This window comes from Brevundimonas sp., assembly GCF_041648055.1.
GTDB lineage: Bacteria > Pseudomonadota > Alphaproteobacteria > Caulobacterales > Caulobacteraceae > Brevundimonas.
This window is the reverse complement of record NZ_JBAZPS010000001.1, coordinates 644711-666594: the sequence shown is the minus strand read 5'-3', so window position 1 is coordinate 666594 and position 21884 is coordinate 644711. Positions and strand designations below refer to the sequence as shown.

Here is a 21884-nt window from a genome sequence, read left to right as displayed (position 1 = left end):
GTATCCGTCCTGCGCAACCGTCCGTGGCCCGGTTCGTACCCGAACCTGTGCTGCGGGTGCGTCTGCTTGGTGTCGATGCAGTTCCAGATCGGGCGGACGCTACTGCTGCGGGCGCGATCACGCCGGGATCCCCGGCGACGCAAGAAAGTGGTCGTCGCAGATGCGGATACTGAGGTCAGTCAGGCGAATATTGACCTAAGGTCATCGTTTTTTGTCGCTTTTGCGTCACAGTTTGGCGTCTCGGACGGTTGAAATGTGTCGTGATGTTGTGCGGCTCCTTGTCGCTGACTCTGGCTTGCCTTACCCAAAAGGTTGGACTTTCCGCGCTCCATCAGAAGAGGGCGGTCCAAGGGATCAGGAAACGCCGCGGTGACCGCTCAATGCGGGGCCCCGGCATAACGTCGGGGAAGCCATATGCGCCTTACCAATCTGCTTCGTTCCACAGCCTCGGTCGCCGTCGTCGGTGCCGTGGCCTTCGGCTTCGCCGGTGTCGCTTCGGCCCAGTCCGTGCCGCAGGACGGCCCTACCACCATCGACGACATCATCGTCACCGCCCAGAAGCGCGAACAGAACCTTCAGGACGTGCCGATCGTGGTCACCAGCCTGTCAGCCGAAACCCTGCAAGACGCGGGTGTGCGCGACATCAAGGACCTGCAGATCCTGACGCCGGGCCTAACCGTCACCTCGACCTCGTCGGAAGCCTCGACCACGGCGCGTATCCGCGGCGTCGGCACGGTGGGTGACAACCCTGGCCTCGAAAGCTCGGTCGGCGTGGTCATCGACGGCGTCTATCGCTCGCGCAACTCGGTCGGCTTCGGTGATCTGGGCGAGCTGAGCCGCATCGAGGTTCTGAAGGGACCGCAAGGCACCCTGTTCGGCAAGAACACCTCGGCCGGCGTCATCAACATCATCTCGGAAGCTCCCTCCTTCACGCCGGGCTTCAACGCCGAAATCGGCGTCGGCAACTATGGAGCGATGAATGCCTCGGGTTCGGTGACCGGCCCTATCAGCGATCAGCTGGCCTTCCGCGTGTATGCAGGTCGTCGTGTTCGTGATGGCTTTATGAATATCGACGTAGGTGACGGACCGCGTCCCGAGACTGACGACAACAACCAGGATTTTTCGACTGTCCGCGGCCAACTGCTCTGGCTGCCAAACGATAACACCTCCTTCCGCCTGATTGCCGACTACTCCAGCCGCGACGAGTATTGCTGCGTAGGCACCCAGATCCGGACCGGTCCAACCTATCCGTTCGTCGATGGTCTTTCGAACGGCACGGGCCAGCGTCCGCCCGCGACGGGCTTTGGACCCCTGCCGTTCTCGCGTACCGGCTACGCAAACCGCTCCAGCGGCCAGGAAGTCGAGGACAAGGGCGTGTCGCTTGAAGCCAACTTCGACATGCCGTCGCTGTTCGGCGGTGCCACCCTGACGTCGGTTACGTCGTGGCGTAAATGGACGTCGTCGCTGGGTCAGGATGTAGACTACACGGGCGCTGACCTGCTGTACCGCGTACAGGATGGCGATTATGGTTATTCCGTCGGGAACCTCACCCAGGAGTTCCGTCTCGCCGGCCAGACCGATCGATTCGACTGGCTGGTCGGCGTGTTTGCCACCAAGGAGGACATCGGTCGTACCGACAGCTACTACTTTGGCTCGGACTATACCCCCTACCTCTCGTTTATTCTCAGCGCGGCCTTAAACCGTGCCAACCCCGCGCTGCCGGTCAGCCCCAATGACATTGGCTGCTTCACCGCTGTGGGTCAGACGCCCGCTGGTCTGGGCGGCTGCCTGGCTACGGGCGGAGCGGCCGGCGGTGGTGGCATCGGCTTCATCACCGGCCAGGGCGTCGAGGACAACTACGATCAGGAATCGACCTCGATCGCACTGTTCACCAACAACAGCTGGCACGTCACCGACGCCTTCGACATCACCCTGGGCCTTCGGTACACCATGGATGACAAGAGCCTCGACGCGCAGCAGCGCAATGTGAACGGAAACGGCAACACCTGTAATGCCACTCTGGCCAACGCAGCATCGATCGGTGCCGTTCTGGGAGCGAGCGCACCGACGATCATTGGCAACATCTGCCTGCCTTGGGCCAATTCGGCCTACAATAACCGCAACATTTCGGAGAGCTTCGACGATACCGAATTGAGCGGTACCATCAAGGCAGCCTATCGCCTGAATGACTCAGTTCTGGCCTATGTATCCTATGCTCGTGGCTACAAGAGCTTTGGCTATAACCTAGATCGCGTGCAGTCGGGCATCACCCCCTCCGCTTCGCTGCTCTTCGATTCCGAAGTCGTGGACAGCTACGAAGCTGGCGTGAAGATGACGCTGCTGGATCGTACCCTGCTGCTGAACGCCACCTACTTCGACCAGACGTTCGAGAACTTCCAGCTCAACACCTTCCTGGGTACCGCCTACGTGGTGGAATCCATTCCTGAGCTGACCTCGCGCGGCGTCGATGCCGATTTCGTGTGGTTCTCGCCGGTCGAAGGTTTGAGCTTCCAGGGTGGTGTCACCTACACAGACGCCAAGTACGGCAACTTCACCGCCGCAGATCTGACTGCTCCGGGTAACTTCCCGCAACTGTCGCTGCTCCCGGGCGCGCGCGCTTCGTTCGCTCCGGAATGGTCAGGTACTCTGTCGATCAATTACGATCGGAACCTGGGCAATGGCCTGCGCGGCGGGTTCAGCCTGGCCGGCAAGTATGTGACCGACTACAACACCGGCTCCGATCTTCTGCCCTACAAGCAGCAAGATGGCTTTGCTACCGTCAATGGTCGCATCATGCTGGGCACCGAGGACGAGCGTTGGACGGCCGAGTTCTGGGTCCAGAACCTGACCGACGAAGAGTATGTCCAGGTCGCGTACAACGCTCCGCTGCAAGGCTCGGCATTCCAGACCACGATCCAGCCTAACGGGACCTTCTATAACCCGGCGCTGGACACCCAGACCTATGATGCGTTCCTGGGTGCACCGCGGACCTACGGCGCGACCTTGCGCTTCAAATACTGATCCCGCCGGATTACGAGGAACAAGCTGGGCCGATCGGGAAACCGGTCGGCCCTTTTTGCTTCGCGGATGACGCAGCGCACCGGAGGCACCTGAGCGCCTAGGCCGCCATTATTGGTCTTTGAAGGCCGCATCCCACCAGAGAAAGGCCCGCCGGTCTGACCGGCGGGCCTTGCAGTTCTTGGTCCGGAACGCTCTTGGCCTATTCGGCCGGCTGTGCGGTCGGCGCGCCAGTACTGACCTTGCGCTGGCCCGCGAACATCCGGCCCAGGCGTCTACGGCCCCAACCAGCGACGTCATCCACGATGGTGAAGATGGCCGGGATATAGAGCAGCGAAAGGAAGGTCGAGGAGATCAACCCGCCGACCACGGCTATGGCCATGGGCTGGCGAAACTCGACATCAGCACCCCAGCCGATGGCGACAGGCAGCATGCCCGCGCCCATGGCGAAGGTGGTCATCAGGATGGGGCGTGCCCGCTTGTGTGCGGCATCCAGGATGGCCTCATGACGGGTCATGCCATCCTTCTCGGCGATGATCACATAGTCGACCAGCAGGATGGAGTTCTTGGCTGCGATTCCCATCAGCATCAGCACCCCGATCAGCGAGGAGATCGAGAAACTGGACCCGCCCAGCAGCAGGGCCAGGAAGGCCCCTCCGATGGCGAGTGGAAGGGCCGCCATGATGGTAATCGGATAGGCGAAGCTTTTGAACAGCAGGACCAGAACGGCATACATGAGCAGAATGCCGGTCAGGAAGGCGATGGAAAAGCCGGAGACCATCTCCTGAATGAACTCTTCGTCGCCGGCGGCGACCTGACGAACGCCCTCGGGCAGATTCTGTACGGACGGCAGTTCCAGGACCGCAGCCGAGGCCTCGCCAGACCGTATGCCGTTCAGTTCTGCAGTGATTGAGGCGATACGTGAGCGATCCTGGCGCAGGACCTGTGACGGTCCGGAGCCGAATTGAATGTCCGCTACCGCACTGAGGGGAACTGTCGCGCCTGAAGCGGTGGGAACGCGAAGGTTCTCAATAACCGACAGGTCCTCTCGTGCCTCCGGGCTGAGAAGAATCCGGATTGGAATCTGACGATCGCCGAGATTGAATTTGGCCAGGGCCTGGTCAACGTCGCCGAGAGTAGCGACGCGCACGGCCTGGCTGATCGCCTGGGCCGAGACACCCGCCAATGCCGCCTGATCGGGTCGGGGTGTGACCACGATCTCGGGTCGGGCGATGGCAGCTGTATTGATGACGTTGGCCAGGCCGGGCACGCCGCGCATCTCGGTTTCAACCGCTCGGGCAGCATTGGCCAGTGTCTCCGGGTCGTCGCCCAGGAGGGCGAAGGTATAGGTGGTGCCGTCGCTGGGCCCACCGCCCGCGATGACGACGCCGGCCCCGATGCGGGCCCCTGGAATGGACTTCCAGCCGTCAACCATTTCGCGGGCGAAGGCCTGCTGGCTGAGGTCACGATCGCCCTTGCCCACCATGTCGGCATAGACGGTGGCCTGATTGACGTCCTGGCCGCCGATCGCGGCATAGACGGACACCACCTCGTCGCGGGCCTGAAGATCGTGGGTCAGGCGCTGAACGATAGCGTCCGTTTCACGCAGGGTCGATCCGGGTGGGGTCTCGATCGAGAAGGCCGCACGGCCTTGATCGCCGGAGGGCTGGAACTCAAACGGCACCCGCGTGGCGATGAAGCCTGAAAACAGGAACAGTCCGATGCCCATGGCGAACACCTTCCAGCGGTTCCCTAGGCACCACTTCAGCATCTTGAGATAGCGCGGCATCCACGACGGGTCGCGGTCTTCGTGGTTGGTGTGACGCAGCAGATAGGCCGCCATCAGTGGCGTCAGGGTCCGCGCCACCACCAGCGAGAAGGCGACCGAGATACAGGCGGCCAGAGCAAAGGCCTTGAAGAACTGGCCGATGATGCCCGGCATGAAGCCGACCGGAGCGAAGACCGCGATGATGGTGGCCGTGGTGGCCACGACCGCCAGACCGATCTCGTCAGCTGCCTCCATCGAGGCGTCATAGGGCGATTTGCCGTCGCGCATGTGCCGGACGATGTTCTCGATCTCCACGATGGCGTCATCGACCAGAATGCCAATGGTCAGCGACAGGGCCAGCAGAGTGACCACGTTCAGAGACTGGTTCAGTGGCTCCAGGATCAGGAAGGTGGGGATCAGCGACAGCGGCATGGCCGTGGCCGCGATCAGGGTCGCCCGCCAGTCCCGTAGGAAGATGAAGACCACGACCACGGCCAGGGCCGCACCCAGCAGCAGGGCCTCCAGCGAGGCGAGGTAGCTCTCCTCGATATACTCCACGCTGGCCGTGACCTGTTCGATCTCCAGCTGGGGGTTGGCCTCGTCCAGTTCGGCGACGCGTTCGCGCACGCGCTCGGCGACCTGAACCTCCGACGCCTCACGCGACCGCAGGAAGCTGAAGGTGACGGCCTCCTGACCGTTGAAACGCGCCAGACGGCGTGGCTCGGTCCAGCTGTCGCTGACGGTGCCCAGCTGATCCAGGCGGATGGTTCGGCCACCCGACAGGGGAATCAGCGTCCCGGCCAGCTGGTCCACCGAACCGGCCGAGCCCAGGGTGCGAATGGCCCGCTCGGAGCCCGCCACGGTCACACGGCCGCCCGGCAGGTTGTTGTTGACGGCCGTCAGGGCCTGACTGACCTGGGCCGCCGTGACGCCGTAGGCACCAAGACGGCTGGGATCGAGTTCGACCCTGATCTCCCGATCCACGCCCCCGGAGCGATTGACCTCTCCGACGCCGGGAATAGCCAGAAGCTCTCGAGCAGCCGTATTGTCGATGAACCAGCTGATCTGCTCCGGGCTCATGGAACCCGAGCGGACGACATAGGTGATCAGGGCGTCGCCGGTGATGTCGATACGCGCGACCGTCGGCTCCTGCATGTCCTGAGGCAGGTCGGCGCGCAGTTGGCTGACGGCGTTTCGGGTATCGTTGGTCGCGCGCTCGACGTCGGTTTCCAGCTCGAACTGGACCGTGGTGATCGAGACGCCGTCCAGGATCTGGGAGCTGATCTGGCGCACGCCCGATTGGCCGGCCAGGGCGTCCTCGATCAGGCGGGTGACTTGTGTTTCCATCTCGGCCGGGGCTGCGCCGGGGCGTGCGGCTGTGATCGAGACCAGCGGGAAGGCGATGTCTGGGTTGTTGTTGATCCGCATCCCCATAAAGCCGACGATCCCGCCGACGGTCAGCAGGATGAACATCAGGATGATCGGGATGGGGTTCTTGATCGACCAGGACGAAATGTTGTTCATGACGTCACTTCCGAGCAGGCGCGGTCGTCTGTTGAGCCGGGGCGGCAGGACGTTGGGCGGCCTGGACGGTCACACGGTCCCCTTCATTCAGGAAGCCCGCGCCTGACACAACGATACGCGCGCCCGGCTGGACATTGGCCACGGCAGTTCGATCTGCGGAACGATTGACGACCGTCACGGGAATGAAGCGGACCGTGTTATTGGTCTGCAGGATGAACACGCCTGCGCGGTTGTCGCGGTACAGCACCGAGGCGGTGGGCACGGTCACGCCGGGTTGGGAGCCGACGTCGATCCGGGCGCTCGCAAACATGCCGGGCTTGAGCCCGCTGTTGGACGCCAGGGCGATGCGGGCGATGCCCAACCGGGTCTCGGGATTGACTTCGGACGTCACGATGCGGACCGTCCCGCTGGTTTCGCCGGCCTGATCAGATGTAATTGCGGCCGTCATACCGGCCCGGATCAGGGGCAGGTCGGTCTCCGGCACCTGGGCATCCAGCTCCAGACGTCCGTCGCGGACCATGCGGAACAGCTCGGTGCCCGCGGCGACGATCTGGCCGCGGGTCACGCTGCGGCTGATGATCAGGCCTGAGACGGGCGCGCGGATGGTCGCCTGGCTGAGCTGGGTCTGGGATTGCGCCAGGGTGGCGCGGGCCTGGGCCACTCCGGCCTGTGAGCTGCGCTGGTTGGCCAGGGCCGTGTCCAGCGAGGCCTGGCTGAGGAAGCCGCGGTCCTCCAACTGCTGGGCGCGATCCAGGGCCGCGTCGTCACGGGCGGCATTGGCCTGGGCCGTCTGGAGAGCAGCCTGCTGCTGGCGCACGGCAGCCGAAAGGAGCGCGGTATTCAACTGCACCAGGGGCTGGCCCTGGCGCACATAGCTGCCTTCATCGACCAGGACGGCCGTGGCGACCAGTCCGCCGGTCTCGGCCCCGATCGGCACTTCTTCCCAGGCCGAAACGCTGCCCGACGCGGTCACGACGCGAGGCAAGGCGGTTTCGGTGGCGGTGGCGACGGTCACGGTCTGGCTGGACGCGCCGGCCCCGTCCTTCTTTTCGGCCTCGCCATGTCCGCCGCAGGCGGCGACAGTCAGTCCGAGGGCTACGACAAGGCCCAGGGCGCGGAGGGTTTGGGTTGAGCGCACGAGAAATCCCCTGAGATGCGGCATTGGGAGCCCGCAGCCCGTGTAGAAACAGATGGCTTAAGTCATCAAGCGTTGATTACCCTGTTCATGGGCCGATCTCAAACGCTGACGCACACTCTTACAGCGAAGTAATCCGCAAGGCGGGATGGCGGCGGACGCCGTGCCGCTTTGGCGAACGGCACAGGCCGTGCTAACCGCGCCCCAGCATGACGACACCTCCTATCGACCGAATCCGCAACTTCTCCGTGGTGGCCCATATCGACCACGGCAAATCGACCCTGTCCGACCGCCTGATCCAGGTGACCGGAGGCCTGACGGCGCGCGAGATGTCGTCGCAAGTCCTTGATAACATGGACATCGAGAAGGAGCGGGGGATCACGATCAAGGCGCAGACGGTGCGCCTGAACTATCGGGCCCAGGATGGGCTGGACTACGTCCTGAACCTGATGGACACGCCGGGGCATGTGGACTTTGCCTATGAGGTGAGCCGGTCGCTGGCGGCGTGCGAGGGCAGTCTGCTGGTGGTCGATGCGTCGCAGGGGGTCGAGGCGCAGACCCTGGCCAATGTCTATCAGGCCATCGACAACAACCATGAGATCGTGCCGGTCCTGAACAAGATCGACCTGCCGGCGGCAGAGCCCGAGCGCGTCCGCCAGCAGATCGAGGACGTCATCGGCATCGACGCCAGTGACGCCGTCATGTGCAGCGCCAAGTCCGGCATCGGCATCGAGGATGTGCTGGAGGCCATCGTCACCCGCCTGCCGGCCCCCAAGGGCGACCCCAATGCGCCGCTGAAGGCCCTGCTGGTCGACGCCTGGTACGACGCCTATCTGGGCGTGGTCGTGCTGGTGCGCGTGTTCGACGGCACGCTGAAGGCGGGCCAGCGCGTCAAGATGATGCAGAACGGCTCGACCCACCTGATCGACCGGGTCGGGGTCTTCCTGCCCAAGAACACCCCGGTCGAGAGCCTGGGGCCGGGCGAGGTCGGCTTCATCACCGCCCAGATCAAGGAGGTCGCCCACGCCGCCGTCGGCGACACCATTACCGATGAGAAGAAACCCACGGCCGAGCCGTTGAAGGGGTTCAAGGAAGTCCAGTCCGTCGTCTTCTGCGGCCTGTTCCCGGTCGATGCCGCCGATTTCGAGGACCTGCGCGCCGCCATCGGCCGCCTGCGCCTGAACGACGCCAGCTTCACCTATGAGATGGAAAGCTCGGCCGCCCTGGGCTTCGGCTTCCGCTGCGGCTTCCTGGGCCTGCTGCATCTGGAGATCATCCAGGAGCGCCTCAGCCGCGAGTTCAATCTGGACCTGATCGCGACGGCCCCCTCGGTCGTCTACAAGATCCAGAAGCGCGACGGCACCGAGATCGACCTGCACAACCCCGCCGACCTGCCCGATGTGATGCAGATCGAGACGATCAGCGAGCCCTGGATCAAGGCCACCATCCTGACCCCCGACGAATATCTGGGCGGCGTCATCAAGCTGTGTCAGGACCGCCGCGGCAGCCAGATCGAACTGTCCTACGTCGGCACCCGCGCCCTGGTGGTCTATGAGCTGCCGCTGAACGAAGTGGTCTTCGACTTCTACGACCGGCTGAAATCCATCTCCAAGGGCTATGCCTCGTTCGACTACGAGATCACGGACTACAAGGTCGGCGACCTGGTCAAGATGAGCATCCTGGTCAATGCCGAGCCGGTCGACGCCCTGTCCATGCTGGTCCACCGCGGCCGGGCCGAAACGCGCGGACGCGGCATGGTCGAGAAGATGAAGGAGCTGATCCCGCCCCACATGTTCGTCATCCCGATCCAGGCGGCCATCGGCGGCAAGATCATCGCCCGCGAAACCGTCCGCGCCCTGCGCAAGGATGTGACGTCCAAATGCTACGGCGGCGACGCCACCCGCAAGAAGAAGCTGCTGGAGAAGCAGAAGGCCGGCAAGAAGCGCATGCGCCAGTTCGGCAAGGTGGAGATCCCGCAGGAGGCGTTCATCGCCGCGCTGAAGATGGATGAGGATTGAGGGGGCTATGCCAAGTGCCGTTAGCCGATCAGCTTGCGCGCGTCGGCGGCTCCTGACAGGTTCATTACGAGTCAGACAATAGGGGCGGGCAATGATTGAACTCTACGGCGTGAGCCACGACGCGGTCATCAAAAGCGCCGTCGGTCAGGCGAGCACTAACTACAGATTTGCTCTTGATAGAATATTTCCACTGATTGACAAATTCCAAGAACAGCGCAAGGTTCAGCGCAAGAAATTCTATGAAAGACTAAGAGGCGACATCCTGAAGGGATGTCAGATGCCGCCGATTACACTAGCTTTCGTCGATGAGGCGATGGCGTCTTCGCTCGACTCCAAAGCCCTTTCGGATTTTATCAATAACAATATCTCGCAGGGTTATGTACTCGACGGCATGCAAAGGCTCAACACGCTGAGCGACGCCTCGATCGAGAACGATTTCGACGACCAACTAAAGCTTCCTGTCAATGTAATCATCGCCGAACGGTACGACCTGCTTCTGTACCGCATGATTACGTTAAATAACGGTCAGAAGCCGATGACCGCTCGACACCAAATCGAGATGTTGACGAAAGGTATGCTCGACATCGGTGATATTGGCATAAACGTTTTCTCTGAGAAAGAGACGGAAACCGCAAAGCCTCCGCCTGGATCCTTCCGAAGGAGCGACATTGCGGAAGCCTACACGGCGTTCCTAACAGACAGTGTCCACAACCAGAACGCCCGGATTATTGAGTCGAAGTTAGACGAAATTCTTGTCGGCAAAGTGATGGACAGCGACATCACTGAATCCGAAATCTCATTCCATGACATTCTCGGTCTCGTTGCGAAGTTCGCCGCAGACGTTAAGGGGCGGGATTGGCTCCGGCTAGGCAATAATCTGATTGGCTTTACAGTTGGAGCGAAGCGGAGTTACGGAACGCTTTCCAAGTTCGATTCTGAGCGTTTCGGCAGCCTTACCGAACTTTTCGAAGAGGCGTTTGAGGCAATCAACGTTTCGAAGGTGAATGTAGGGAAAACGCGCCGGGAGCTTTCCCGTGACTTCATTGAGAAGGTTGACCAGTTCGCGGCGCGGGATGTCGACGAAGTGACCGAGGCCTTCCATGAGGCCACTTTGGTGGACTGACGTGGCCGGCATCCTCACTCTCAATGAGCCGGGACACGGAGGGTACCAGCCTGCCGCGCCCTTCGGCCTGCATTCTGATGGAGTGCCTCCGCACGAAATTCTTCGTCTGCTCCTTGGGAGCGTAAATGTCACGGAGAGTTCAACTGGGGCACTGACACAGTTTGAATTTAGCCGTTGAGGGGTGTGCCACCCCGAGACACGACCTCCAGACCAACTCTGGAGATGTCCCAATGCGGCACAGAACTGATTTTGTCTCGATCCCCTTCGCCAACCTGGCTGTCCGCCGCCGCTGTGTGGACGGCTCCGTCCAGTTCGTCGGCGCTATCGATGGCCGCGACTGTGTTCACTCTCCCACTTTCGAAGGTGCGGTCCAGTCTTTGCTGCGTCGTGCCTGTCACGTCGCTGTCCATTAGGTCAAAGTTATAGTAACGGCCACAGCGGAAGGAACTTTGTTCGGCTTAGGGCCGAGTCAATCTGTTCGGATATAGTGTAACGAGCGCTATCAATAATTAGGCTGGACTCCACGTTAACGATGTGGGAACGCTGAACGCGAAAAGCGGACTCATGACGGCGTTTTTGGACTCGATCTGCGCAAGACGAGTCTATCGAGTGGTTGGATTTGGTCGCTCGGCACTATTTTGGTAAGAGTCGCCTGAGGCGCAGGAGGCAGTTGATGAACAAGGCAGAACGCGCCGCTCTCCTTCAGGAATTGAAACGCACCACCGGCCAGATCAACCCGGACGGCAGCCCGTTCATCGACGACGGGGAAATCACCGATCCGAAGGTGTTGTCCCGGTTCTCCCAACCCTCTCGCGAGAAGATCAAGGCGCTCGCCGAGCGTATGGCGCGCAAGCCGCCGACTGACCGGGTCAAGAACTAACCCGGCCTGGCAGCGAGGCGCGCGTCACATGACGTATCTCCCGCTGGGCCACGGTCTTCGCCAGCACTTCCTCGGCCCGCAGGTCAAGCCGGGCGGACAGGAACCGTTCGTTGGAACCCTATCGCCGCACGGAGGAGAAGTAGCCCGTGATCAGGATCAAACGCCCGGATTGGCGCCGGACCATCCCGGAGGATCAAGACGGCGGCTTGATTCCCTGGCGACTCAATCTGGCCCCGGGGCGGCGTTCGCGATGGCAAAGTCCAAGCCCTGAGAGATTGTGCCAAAGCAAGGGCGCTGCTTCGTCGAACGGCGTTCTTGGCCAACGCGAGGGCGGGTGGCCGCTCCGGTCGATGCTCGCGAGACGGCAGATCAATCGGGGTGACTACGGCCTGAGATCAGTCCGGACCGGCCCGAGGCGGTAAGGGCCAGACGCCACGGCCCCTTGCTGAAGGATTGCGGGCACGCTAATAACCGACTGATCAGTTATTAGGACGACCCTCAATGTTGCCTCCCGGTGAACCCAAATGGCGCCGCCGCGCGGCTGACCGGCCCAAAGAGATCATCTCGGCCGCGCTTGAGGTCTTTTCCGAGCACGGCTTCACCCGAGCCCGGCTGGACGACATCGCCAGGGCGGCAGGGGTCTCGAAAGGCGCGCTCTACCTGTATTTCGAAACGAAACAGGATCTGTTCAAGGCCGTGGTCCAGGACGCCATCGAACCGAGACTGCTGAAGATTCGAACCGGCGCCGGGACCGAAATCCCCTTCGACGAAGCCGCGCGGCTGGGCGTCGGCGTTCTCGTCTCCGCGATCCAGTCGAATCCCCGCATCGGCGGAGTGTTGAAGCTGATTGTCGCGGAAAGCCGGAACCTGCCCGAACTGGCCCTGATCTGGCATCAAACCGTGATAACGCCGCTGCTTTCTCTGATCTCAGACATCATCCGTCGCGGTCAACGGTCCGGCGACGTCCGGTCCGGCGACCCCGAATTGTTCGCCATGGGGCTGTTGGGTCCACTCGTACTGGGGCTGCTGTGGCGGGAAACCTTCGAACCCATCGGGGCCGACCCGTTGCCGCTTGAGGCGCTCGCATCCCAGCACCTGGACACGGTCCTCAAGGGAATGAAGGCGTGAGGCGCCGGCTCATCTACAGGATCGCCGCCGTTGTCGGTGTCGTCGCGACGGGGGCCGCGGTCTGGTCGTTTCTACAGACCGACCAGACGAACCGGCCCCTTTCCGGCTACGTCGAAGGCGAGTCGGTCTATCTCGCGGCGCCCGCCTCCGGCGCGCTCGAAGCCCTGTATGTACGGGAAGGCGACCGCGTCCAGACCGGCGCGGTGACCTTCCAGATCGACCCCGGCGTGCAGCAGGCCCAGGAGCGCGGCGCGGCGGCGTCCGTCGAGGCCGCCCGAGCCCGCGCGGACGATCTCCGCACGGGACAGAGGGCGCAGGAACTCGAGGTGTTCGACACCGAACTCGCCGCCGCCCAGGCGCAGCTCCGGGAAGCCGAAGCCAGCTATGCCCGGATCGAACCCCTGGTGCGCCGGGGCATCTACGCGCCGGCCAGGCTCGACCAGGAGCGAGCGAACCGGGACACGGCGAGGGCGCAGGTCGAGGCCGTCCGCCGTCGCCGGGAGGTGGCCACGCTCGGTGCGCGGGAAGACGCGCTGCGCGCCGCCGAACAACAGATCCGCCAGGCCGAGGGCGGCCTGAACGAAGCCGAGGTTCGCCTGCGCACCCTCTCTCCCCGGGCGCCGGTGGAAGCCCGTGTCGAGGAAATATTCTTCCGCCAAGGCGAATTCGTCCCCGCCAATCAACCCGTCCTCGCGCTGCTGCCCGACGCAGAGGTCAAGTTGCGGTTCTTCGTGCCGGAGCGCGAGTTGATCCACTATCGACCCGGGGCCGTGGTCAGGTTCAGCTGTGATGGCTGCGGTGCGCCGCGCAAGGCCCGGATCACCTGGATCAGCCCGCGACCCGAGTTCACTCCGCCTATCCTCTACAGTCAGGGGAGCCGGGATCGGCTGGTCTTTATGATCGAGGCGGCGCCGGAAAATCCACGCTCGCTCCAGCCGGGTTTGCCGGTCGATGTTCAGCGGTTGCGAGGCACAAGATGACTGTTGCAAGTCCGGTTATCGATGTGCGGGGCCTTAACAAGTCGTTCGGAGCCCTCCACGCGGTTCAGGACTTTGGCATCACCGTCGAGCGGGGACGAATATGCGGATTTCTCGGTCCGAACGGGGCCGGGAAGACGACCACGCTTCGTCTCTTGTGCGGTCTGCTGACGCCAGACAGCGGCCAGGGTGAGGTTCTTGGCTACAATGTCATGAGCCAGTCCGAGCTGATCAAACGCCGGGTCGGCTACATGACCCAGAAATTCTCGCTCTATGACGACCTGTCCATCGAGCAGAACCTGATCTTCACCAGCCGGGTTCACGAACTGGACCGCCGGGCCGCCCGGGTCGAGGCCGCACTCGAACGTTTGGGGCTGGTCAAGCGGCGGCGACAGTTGGCAGGCACCCTCTCCGGCGGCTGGAAGCAACGTCTGGCGCTGGCCGCCGCGACGCTGCACGAACCCGAGTTGCTCCTGCTCGACGAGCCGACCGCCGGCGTCGATCCCGAAGCCCGGCGGACCTTCTGGGACGAAATCCATGCGCTCTCCGACGAGGGCATGACCGTTCTGGTGTCCACGCATTACATGGACGAGGCGGAACGGTGTCACGAGATCGCCTATATCGCCGGAGGTCGAACGCTGGCCCGGGGTACGGCCGACCAGGTCATCGATGAGTCCGGCCTGACCACATTCCTCGCGGAAGGACCGAACGTCGGGCGGCTCATTGCACGCCTCCGGAACCAGGCCGGCGTCGAGATGGCGACGGTGTTCGGCACGACCTTGCACGTCTCCGGCCGGGATCGCCCGGCGCTCGAAGACGCCATCGCGCCCTTCCGCGGCCCGCAAGTCGTCTGGAAGGAGACGCGGCCCACCCTGGAGGACGTGTTCATCCAGTTGACGGCCGACCTTCAGCGAGAGTCGGACTGATGCTCTCTGCGACCCGCATCTGGGCTGTGATGGCCAAGGAATTCATCCAGCTCACGCGCGATCACCTCGCCTACGCCATGATTCTCATCATGCCGATCCTCCAGCTGGTGCTGTTCGGCTATGCGATCAATGACGATCCGCGAAACCTGCCGACCGCCGTCTATGTGCAGGACCACGGAAGCTTTTCGCGCTCGTTTCTGAGCGCCCTGACGAACAGCGGTTATTTTCGCATAACGCAGTCGGCGAACAGCCAGGCCGAGCTGGACAGGTCCCTGGCTCGCGGCGAGGTCCAGTTCGCCGTGGTGATCCCGCAGGATTTCACGCGTCGGGTTGTCCGCGGGGAAAATCCCACGATCCTGATCGAAGCCGACGCCGCGGATCCTTCGGCGACGGGCGGAGCTCTGGCCGCGCTCGCCGGCCTTCCGGGCCAAGCGCTGGCTCGCGACCTGACCGGCCCGCTGGTCCGGTCGACCCAGGGCGCCCCGTTCGAGGTCATCGTTCACAGGCGTTACAATCCGGAGGGCATCACCGCCTTCAACATCGTTCCCGGCCTGCTCGGGGTCATTCTGTCGATGACCCTGGTCATGATGACGTCGCTGGCCATGGCGCGCGAGCGGGAGCGCGGTACGCTGGAAAGCCTGCTGGCGACGCCTGTGCGGCCGCTCGAAGTCATGATCGGCAAGCTCGCCCCCTATGTCGGTGTGGGCGTTGTCCAGGTGACCCTCTTCCTGGTGATGGCTCGGCTCCTGTTCGACGTCCCCATGGTCGGCGGCTGGGACGCCCTTGTTGTCGGCGTCATGCTCTTCATCGTGGGATCGTTGGCCCTCGGCTTCTTCCTGTCCACCCTCGCCCAGACCCAGATGCAGGCCATGCAGATGTCCATCTTCTACATCCTGCCGTCCATGCTGCTCTCCGGATTCCTGTTCCCCTTCCGCGGCATGCCGGACTGGGCCCAGGCCCTGGGCTCATTGATCCCGGTCACCCATTTCCTGAGGATCGTCCGCGGCGCCCTGCTGAAGGGCGTCGGTCTGGCCGACGCCTGGCCAAGCGTGATGGCGCTGGCCGCCTTCGTCGTCGTCGTCACGGCCCTCGCGATCATGCGCTACCGGACCACTCTCGACTGATATCGCGTCAAGCACCCCGTTTGGCCGCCTAAGCGGCGATGCTTCTCGATTCCGCGGCCTCTGACGACCACCAGCGATGCATCGCCCCAAGCGCGGTCCGGCATTCATTCAGGCCCGATGGGGTCAAGGCGTATCCGGATTTTGACCGTGTGCGGATGGCGCCAGGATCAAGCGCCGTGCGCAACTCAGAAACATAAACATAAACGCTACGGCGGCTGAGCCCAAAACAACTGGCGCTGACGATCTCGCCTTGGGCCCGCCAGAGCATGGAAAGCACCCGCGCGCGGCCTGCGGACACACCAAACCACTGCACGAATGCAAGGTCTTCGGCGACCAGGACATCGTTCGCAGCGGGCCTAGAATGCATGTCGACAATATGATTTGCCTGCTATTTATTTGCAACCTATATGGCGGGAATGACCACCACCGACATCCCGCTCGGCCGCGCGATCGGCTTGGCAAGCCGCAAATGGCGTCTGCGTCTGGACGAGCGCCTCAGGCACCTCAACCTGACGCAGGCCCGTTGGCATGTTCTGCTTGAACTCAAAAAAGCGGACAGGATGTTGAGCCAGAAAGATCTGGCGGCGCGCATCGGCATCGAGCCTCCCACGCTCGTCCGTCAGCTGGACGACCTGGAACGACGCGGACTTGTTCGCCGCGAGGCGATCGAAGGAGACCGAAGGACCAACGCTGTCTACCTGACAGAGGCCGCCGGGCCCGTTCTGGATGCGATTCTGGAGATCGCCGAACAGGTCCGGCGCGAGATCACCGGGGGATTGTCCAGGGACGACCTGACCACCGCCACCCGGGTCATTGCGCACATCAACGAAAGACTAGACGACAAATGAGCGACGCTCCCTCGCCTCCCCCCGCCGCCCCGAAGGAAAAGTCCAAACGAGGGCGGCGCAGGCTGATCATCCTCGTCGGCGTCGTCGTAGCCGTCGTCGCACTCGTTTTCGGCTGGATTCACCTGCGGGCGGGAAGTGTGTCGACCAACGACGCGCGCATCGCCGCTCACGTCGTCGCCGTCAGCAGCGAGGTCTCGGGACGGGTGGTTGATCTTCAGGTCCGCGCGGGCCAACGGGTCCGCGCCGGGCAGCTCCTGGCGCGAATTGATCCCGCGGACTCTCGACTGGCCCTCGAACGGATCGATGCGGAGATCGCGCGGATCGAGGCCCAGCAGAGCCAGCTCCGGGCGCAACAGGCGGCGGTGGTGAGGCGCGTCGGAGAGCAGATGGGCGTGTCGGCGGCCGGAGTGTCAGCAGCCCAGGCGGAGGCTCTGGCCCGCCAGGCGGAAGTCGCTGCGGCGCGCAGCGCCTTCGAGCGGTCAAGGACCCTGTTCGAGCGGGGCCTGGTGGCCCAGAGCCGTTTTGACGAGGATCAGGCCCGTCTTCGCGCGGCCGAACAAAATGCGGCGCGCGCCCAGGCTCAAATCGCGGGGTCGCGGGCCCAGGTCGGCGTCACCCGCGAAGGCTCCAGCGAGGTCGAGGTGCTGGAGGCGCAGGTCGCCGCCCTTGAGGCTCAGAAGCAAGGGTTGCTGGCTCAACGCGGTCAGCAGAATCTGGATCTCGGCCGTCGGGAAATTCGCGCCGCGTTCGACGGCGTGGTCGATCAGACCTTCGTCGATCCGGGAGAGTTCGTCGCCGCCGGCACGCGGCTGCTGATGTATCACAACCCGTCTGAGATCTGGATCGATGCTAACGTGAGGGAGACCGAGGTCCGCAAGATCACCATCGGGGCCCCTGCGCGGGTGAAGATCGACGCCTATCCCGGCCAGACTTTCGAGGCTCGGGTCTCTCAGGTGGGCGGGGCAGCGACCAGTCAGTTCGCCCTGCTTCCCAATCCCAACCCCAGCGGGAATTTCACCAAGGTTACCCAGCGTATCCCGGTCCGACTGGAGGTCGCCCAGCAGGAAGGGCGGTTGCGTCCTGGCATGATGGTCGAGGTGACGATAGATGTCGTCGACTGACGCCTTTTTCGTCCGCTTCGGCCCCGGTTACCGGTGGCTGGCCACCCTGACCGCGATGGTCGCCGCGATCGCGGTGGTGCTGTCTTCGACGATCGTCAATGTCGCGATCCCGGCGATCATGGGTCAGTTCGGCATCGACTCGATCCAGGCCCAGTGGCTGTCGACCGGTTTTCTGGCGGCCATGACGGTGACCATGCTGATGACGGCATGGTGCGAACGCGCGTTCGGCCAGCGGATGACGATGATCGGCGCGCTGGCGCTGTTCCTGTTCGGCTCCGTTATCGGCGGCGTCGCGCCGGATCAGACGGTGCTGGTGATTTCACGCATCCTTCAGGGCTTGGCCGCCGGCCTCGTCCAGCCGCTGGCCATGGTGGTGATGTTCCAGGTCTTCCCACCGCAGCAGCGAGGGGCGGCGATGGGCATTTTCGGCATCGGGGTCGTGCTGGCGCCGGCCCTCGGTCCTTGGGTGGGCGGGGTTCTGATGGACAATTTCGATTGGCGCTTCCTCTTCTATCTGGGGATTCCGTTCGGAGTCGTCGGTATCGTCCTCGCCAACCTGTTCTTGCCGTCGCGGAACCCGGACCTTGACCGGCAACGGCTCGACTGGCCGGCGATCGTCTATCTTTCCGTATTTCTGTTGTCCGTGCTTCAGGCCATCTCGAGCGGCCAGCGCCTGGGGTGGGACTCCAACACCGTGCTCGGTGAAATCGCACTGGCCGTCGCGGCCGGCGGCGCCTTCCTCTGGCATGAACACCGAACCCCGCATCCGATGCTCGATCTCAGGCTGTTCGCAAACGCGCCCTTCGCCGCAGCCTGTGTCGTCAGCTTTGTCCTTGGGGCCGGACTGTTCGGCTCGACCTATCTCCTGCCCATCTTTGTCCAGCAGATCCAGAATCTGACGCCAACCCAGGCCGGGCTGCTGCTGATGCCGGCCGGGTTCGCCCTCGTCTTCGTATTTCCACTCGCCGGCAAACTCAGCGATCTCGCCCCTCCGGGCGTGCTCATCGGTCTCGGCATGGCCATTTTCGCCTATGCCTCCTGGTTGCTCTCGCATGTCAGCGTCGATACCGCCTTCTGGACGTTGGCTTGGTGGACGGTGATCAGCCGGGTCGGCATGGGGTTCGTCTTTCCGTCGCTGAGCGCCGGTTCGCTGACCGTCCTGCCGCCACAGCTCCTCAGCCAGGGGTCAGGCGCGATGAATTTCACCCGACAACTCGGCGGCGCCCTGGGCACCGGCCTGCTTGCGGTCATCGTGGAACGGCGCACCGCCTTCCACGGCGATCTCATCGCCGCCACCCAGACGCCGGACAACGTCGCCACCTCGGCCTATGTTCAGGGCGCCGGCCGGGTGATCGGCGAACTCGGCGTCAGCGGGCTGGACCAGGCCGCCGCCTCCGGTTGGCTGCTGGGCCAGACGGTCGTCTATCAGGCCGCGGCGGCCGCTTATCGCGACGGTTTTCTGATCACGGCGGTCGTCTTCGCGGGGGCCCTCCTGCCCACCTACATTCTTCATCGCGCCCTGCAATCCAACCGCAAGCCTTCCGCCGCACCGCCGACGGCGCTGGAGGCCGAGGGTGACATCGAAGCCGGGTTCGCGCTCGAACCGGTCCTGGCGGATGATCCCGGTCCCCAGGCAAAGCGCGGCGCGGCATGACGACGTCGCGAAGAGCTTCACTCGTTTTCCGGGCGAATGGATGAGGACTGAATGTCCACCAATGTGCGCACGACGGCGGTGAACCGGGGGCCGCGCGCCCGGATTTGCTCGCGCGCGAGGTGCGGCTGCAAGGCGTTGAGTCGCGTGGCGAAGCCGATCATCAGATCGAGCACGGCGAGAGCGATGTCCTCGGCGAGCTCGGCCGGCAAGCCGGGGGTCCGCTGCGCCAGCAGCGCGGAAAATACGCCCACGCTTTGCCCCACCGACGTCGCGACCGTTTCCCGGACGGTGTGAAAGGTCTCGTCCTCGGTGAGCAGGAATCCCATGAGGGCACACCCTTCCGGCGCGACCAGGATCTCAAGACACCGACGCACGAACTCCTCCAACCAGTCTTCCCCTTGGCCGGCGTCCGTCAGGGATGCCCGAACATGCGAGCGCCAACGCTCCAGCGCGTCCCGGATGGCGGCCTCGATGAGCTGGTCCTTGGAGTTATACCGTTGATAGATCGTCCGTTTGCTCATGCGCGCATGACGCGCCACCGCTTCGATGGTGGTGCGGGAATACCCTTGGTCGACGAAGATCCGCCACGTCGCGGCCAGCAGGTCCGGCTCTATGAGCTCAGCCTTGTCGTGTGGCGGACGTCCGACCTTGGGAGCACGCGCGGTCGACTTGTCAAAAGCGGAGGCGTTCGGAGGCATTTCCACGTTGTAGGGAACTCGGCCCAAATGAGCGAGTTCCTACGCGGTAACGGTACGGCGTATTACCCTTGTTAATGGACGAGCCCATGCAGAACCTTCGTGCCGCGCTGATTGCATTTCTTGGGTTGACCTTGGGCGCCTGCGCGACCGTGGATCGCGCGCCGGAAATGTCGCTTGCGGAGCTGGAGCGGGGCCTGATCGCCACCCAGGATCCGAGAATCGCCCCTGGCGATGAAGCCCGGCTGGAGCGAATCGCCGAGGACTTCCGGAGGCGGCTCGCGGGCAGCGATCATCGCCGATCCATCCTCGCCCTGTCGGGAGGGGGTGCAAACGGAGCGTACGGCGCAGGCCTTGTGGTCGGCTGGACCCAGCGGGGCGACCGGCCCGAGTTCGACATCGTGACGGGCGTGAGCACCGGCGCGCTTGCGGCGCCCTACGCCTTCCTGGGGCCGGACTGGGACGACGAGCTGGCGGCGGCCTATTCCGAAGGCAAGACCGAGGGGCTGTTGAGCTGGCGCAGCTTCGCCGCCTTTCTCTCCCCGGGGCTTTTCAGTCCCCGAACGCTGGAAGCCCTCGTCGAAGAGCACGTGACGCCGGCCTTGCTGGCGGAAATCGCCCGGGAGAACCGGGAGGGGCGAAGGCTCTTTGTCGCCACCACCAATCTGGATTCAGGCGAGACGGTCATCTGGGACATGGGACTCATGGCGGAGGCGGGCGACGAAAACGCTCTGCGCCTGTTCCGCCAGGTTCTGCTCGCGTCGGCGAGCATTCCGGGCGTCTTCCCTCCGGTGCTGATCGCGGGGGTGACCGAGGGCGGGACGGTGCGTCAGGAAATGCACGTCGACGGGGGCGTGAACACGCCCTTCCTGGGAGTTCCGGAAGGCATGATCCTGAGCGCGGAAACGCTGCCCGGCTGGCGTGGCAGCGAGCTGTTCATCATCGTCAACGGCAAGTTGGCACAGGAATCCCGCGAGACACGGGGAAGTCTGCCGGCGGTCCTTGCCCGTTCGTACAACAGCATGAGCCGAGCGTCGTTGCGCACCAGTCTCGCCGCCCAGGGAGCTTTCGCGCGCCGGAACGGCATGCGCGTGAGCGTGGCCGCCATTCCGCCGGAGGTCGAAGCGTCTGCCCTCGATTTCGATCAGAACGCCATGATGACCCTCTTCGAAGAGGGTCGCCGCCGCGCGGCGAGCGGCGCCGCCTGGGCCCCGTTGGACATCGAACTGGTGGAGCCCCCCTCCCCGCCGGACGTCGCCCGCCCCGCCGAACCGGCTTCCGAACACCAGTAACCCCCGGCACAAAATGACAGAGACGAGAAGAACTCCCCGACGGGTTCCGTCGGAGGCCGCGGTCGCTTGCCTGGCCGTGATGGCCCTCTCAACCGCGGCCAGCGCCCAGGAAGACACCCGCGAAGTCCGGGTCGCCGTCATGCAGCACGACGTTCTTCACCCCGGGTCCGCCGATCGCGAAGGTGGAGCCAATCTGGAGGTGGCGCTGCTGAGCCGTCCCATCACCGCCCTCGACGCGGTCGGCCGGCCCCGGGCCTATCTGAGCGGCTCGCTGAACAGCGACGGCGACACGAATTTCGCTTCGATCGGGTTGTCCTGGCGCCGCGCCGTCTCGGACCGGGTCAGCGGGGAGTTTCAGTTCGGTTATGCCGTACATGACGGGGTGCTGGACACGGACGATCCCGTGGAGGCGCGGTCCCGGCTTCTGCTGGGCTCGCGAGACCTCTTCCGCACCGCCCTGGGCCTTGACTGGGAAGTCTCAGCGGACGTCAGCATCGGGGTGCAATGGGTGCATCTGTCCCATGGACAGATCCTGGGAGATGGACGCAATCAGGGCATCGACACCGCCGGCCTGGTGATGACCTACCGGTTTCGCTGACGGACGGGGATGCCCGCCAGGAGGATCCAATCCGCCATGGCGGTTCCCCGCATTC

18 protein-coding genes are annotated in these 21884 nt (G+C 63.8%); 14 read left to right on the top strand and 4 right to left on the bottom strand.

Annotated features, from left to right (window positions below):
* The first annotated feature begins 414 nt into the window (after nucleotides 1-414).
* Nucleotides 415-3021, top strand: a complete 2607-nt coding sequence (locus WC585_RS03205) for a TonB-dependent receptor (protein WP_373256101.1) — start codon at nucleotides 415-417, stop codon at nucleotides 3019-3021.
* Between the two features lie 199 nt (nucleotides 3022-3220).
* On the opposite strand, the gene WC585_RS03200 is transcribed toward WC585_RS03205, so the two are convergent.
* Together WC585_RS03200 and WC585_RS03195 are read right to left on the bottom strand one after the other, a co-directional pair.
* The gene (locus tag WC585_RS03200) at nucleotides 3221-6310 is read right to left on the bottom strand and encodes an efflux RND transporter permease subunit (RefSeq protein ID WP_373256099.1); all 3090 of its coding nucleotides are present in this window, start codon (nucleotides 6308-6310) and stop codon (nucleotides 3221-3223) included.
* 4 nt (nucleotides 6311-6314) lie between these two features.
* Nucleotides 6315-7448, bottom strand: a complete 1134-nt coding sequence (locus WC585_RS03195; RefSeq protein WP_373256098.1) for an efflux RND transporter periplasmic adaptor subunit — start codon at nucleotides 7446-7448, stop codon at nucleotides 6315-6317.
* A gap of 206 nt (nucleotides 7449-7654) precedes the next feature.
* Here WC585_RS03195 and lepA point away from each other — a divergent pair, with 206 nt between their 5' ends.
* On the top strand, nucleotides 7655-9463 hold the full coding sequence (gene lepA / locus WC585_RS03190; protein WP_373256097.1) for a translation elongation factor 4: 1809 nt from the start codon (nucleotides 7655-7657) through the stop codon (nucleotides 9461-9463).
* A gap of 91 nt (nucleotides 9464-9554) precedes the next feature.
* Nucleotides 9555-10586: a hypothetical protein gene (locus WC585_RS03185; RefSeq protein WP_373256096.1), complete on the top strand. Its 1032-nt coding sequence runs from the start codon at nucleotides 9555-9557 to the stop codon at nucleotides 10584-10586.
* 167 nt (nucleotides 10587-10753) lie between these two features.
* On the opposite strand, the gene WC585_RS03180 is transcribed toward WC585_RS03185, so the two are convergent.
* Nucleotides 10754-10984: a hypothetical protein gene (locus WC585_RS03180; RefSeq protein ID WP_373256094.1), complete on the bottom strand. Its 231-nt coding sequence runs from the start codon at nucleotides 10982-10984 to the stop codon at nucleotides 10754-10756.
* A gap of 275 nt (nucleotides 10985-11259) precedes the next feature.
* Here WC585_RS03180 and WC585_RS03175 point away from each other — a divergent pair, with 275 nt between their 5' ends.
* The 9 genes from WC585_RS03175 to WC585_RS03135 all read left to right on the top strand — a co-directional run bounded on the left by WC585_RS03175 (nucleotide 11260) and on the right by WC585_RS03135 (nucleotide 19244).
* Nucleotides 11260-11466: a hypothetical protein gene (locus WC585_RS03175; RefSeq protein ID WP_092307178.1), complete on the top strand. Its 207-nt coding sequence runs from the start codon at nucleotides 11260-11262 to the stop codon at nucleotides 11464-11466.
* A gap of 501 nt (nucleotides 11467-11967) precedes the next feature.
* Nucleotides 11968-12594, top strand: coding sequence for a TetR/AcrR family transcriptional regulator (locus tag WC585_RS03170; protein ID WP_373256092.1), 627 nt, complete (start codon nucleotides 11968-11970; stop codon nucleotides 12592-12594).
* A complete protein-coding gene (locus WC585_RS03165; protein WP_373256090.1) occupies nucleotides 12591-13574 on the top strand; it encodes an HlyD family secretion protein in 984 nt (327 codons plus the stop codon). The genes WC585_RS03170 and WC585_RS03165 overlap by 4 nt, the downstream gene beginning before the upstream one ends.
* The gene (locus WC585_RS03160) at nucleotides 13546-13611 is read left to right on the top strand and encodes a hypothetical protein (RefSeq protein ID WP_373256782.1); all 66 of its coding nucleotides are present in this window, start codon (nucleotides 13546-13548) and stop codon (nucleotides 13609-13611) included. Before WC585_RS03165 ends, WC585_RS03160 begins: the two co-directional genes overlap by 29 nt.
* Nucleotides 13598-14497 carry an ABC transporter ATP-binding protein gene (locus WC585_RS03155; RefSeq protein WP_373256781.1) on the top strand — a complete coding sequence of 300 codons (900 nt, stop codon included), beginning with the start codon at nucleotides 13598-13600 and terminating at the stop codon, nucleotides 14495-14497. The genes WC585_RS03160 and WC585_RS03155 overlap by 14 nt, the downstream gene beginning before the upstream one ends.
* Entirely contained in the window at nucleotides 14497-15621 is a 1125-nt protein-coding gene (locus WC585_RS03150) for an ABC transporter permease (protein ID WP_373256089.1), read from the top strand. The genes WC585_RS03155 and WC585_RS03150 overlap by 1 nt, the downstream gene beginning before the upstream one ends.
* Nucleotides 15622-16037: 416 nt before the next feature.
* Nucleotides 16038-16469: a MarR family transcriptional regulator gene (locus WC585_RS03145; RefSeq protein WP_373256087.1), complete on the top strand. Its 432-nt coding sequence runs from the start codon at nucleotides 16038-16040 to the stop codon at nucleotides 16467-16469.
* Nucleotides 16466-17590: an HlyD family secretion protein gene (locus tag WC585_RS03140; RefSeq protein WP_373256085.1), complete on the top strand. Its 1125-nt coding sequence runs from the start codon at nucleotides 16466-16468 to the stop codon at nucleotides 17588-17590. Before WC585_RS03145 ends, WC585_RS03140 begins: the two co-directional genes overlap by 4 nt.
* Complete coding sequence (locus tag WC585_RS03135; protein ID WP_373256084.1) at nucleotides 17577-19244, top strand: DHA2 family efflux MFS transporter permease subunit; 1668 nt, start codon at nucleotides 17577-17579, stop codon at nucleotides 19242-19244. Before WC585_RS03140 ends, WC585_RS03135 begins: the two co-directional genes overlap by 14 nt.
* 17 nt (nucleotides 19245-19261) lie before the next feature.
* Here the strand turns inward: WC585_RS03135 and WC585_RS03130 are convergent, their stop codons facing one another.
* The gene (locus tag WC585_RS03130; protein WP_373256082.1) at nucleotides 19262-19969 is read right to left on the bottom strand and encodes a TetR/AcrR family transcriptional regulator; all 708 of its coding nucleotides are present in this window, start codon (nucleotides 19967-19969) and stop codon (nucleotides 19262-19264) included.
* A gap of 59 nt (nucleotides 19970-20028) precedes the next feature.
* Here WC585_RS03130 and WC585_RS03125 point away from each other — a divergent pair, with 59 nt between their 5' ends.
* Nucleotides 20029-21231: a patatin-like phospholipase family protein gene (locus tag WC585_RS03125; protein ID WP_373256080.1), complete on the top strand. Its 1203-nt coding sequence runs from the start codon at nucleotides 20029-20031 to the stop codon at nucleotides 21229-21231.
* A gap of 79 nt (nucleotides 21232-21310) precedes the next feature.
* A complete protein-coding gene (locus tag WC585_RS03120; protein ID WP_373256078.1) occupies nucleotides 21311-21829 on the top strand; it encodes a hypothetical protein in 519 nt (172 codons plus the stop codon).
* Nucleotides 21830-21884: the final 55 nt, after the last annotated feature.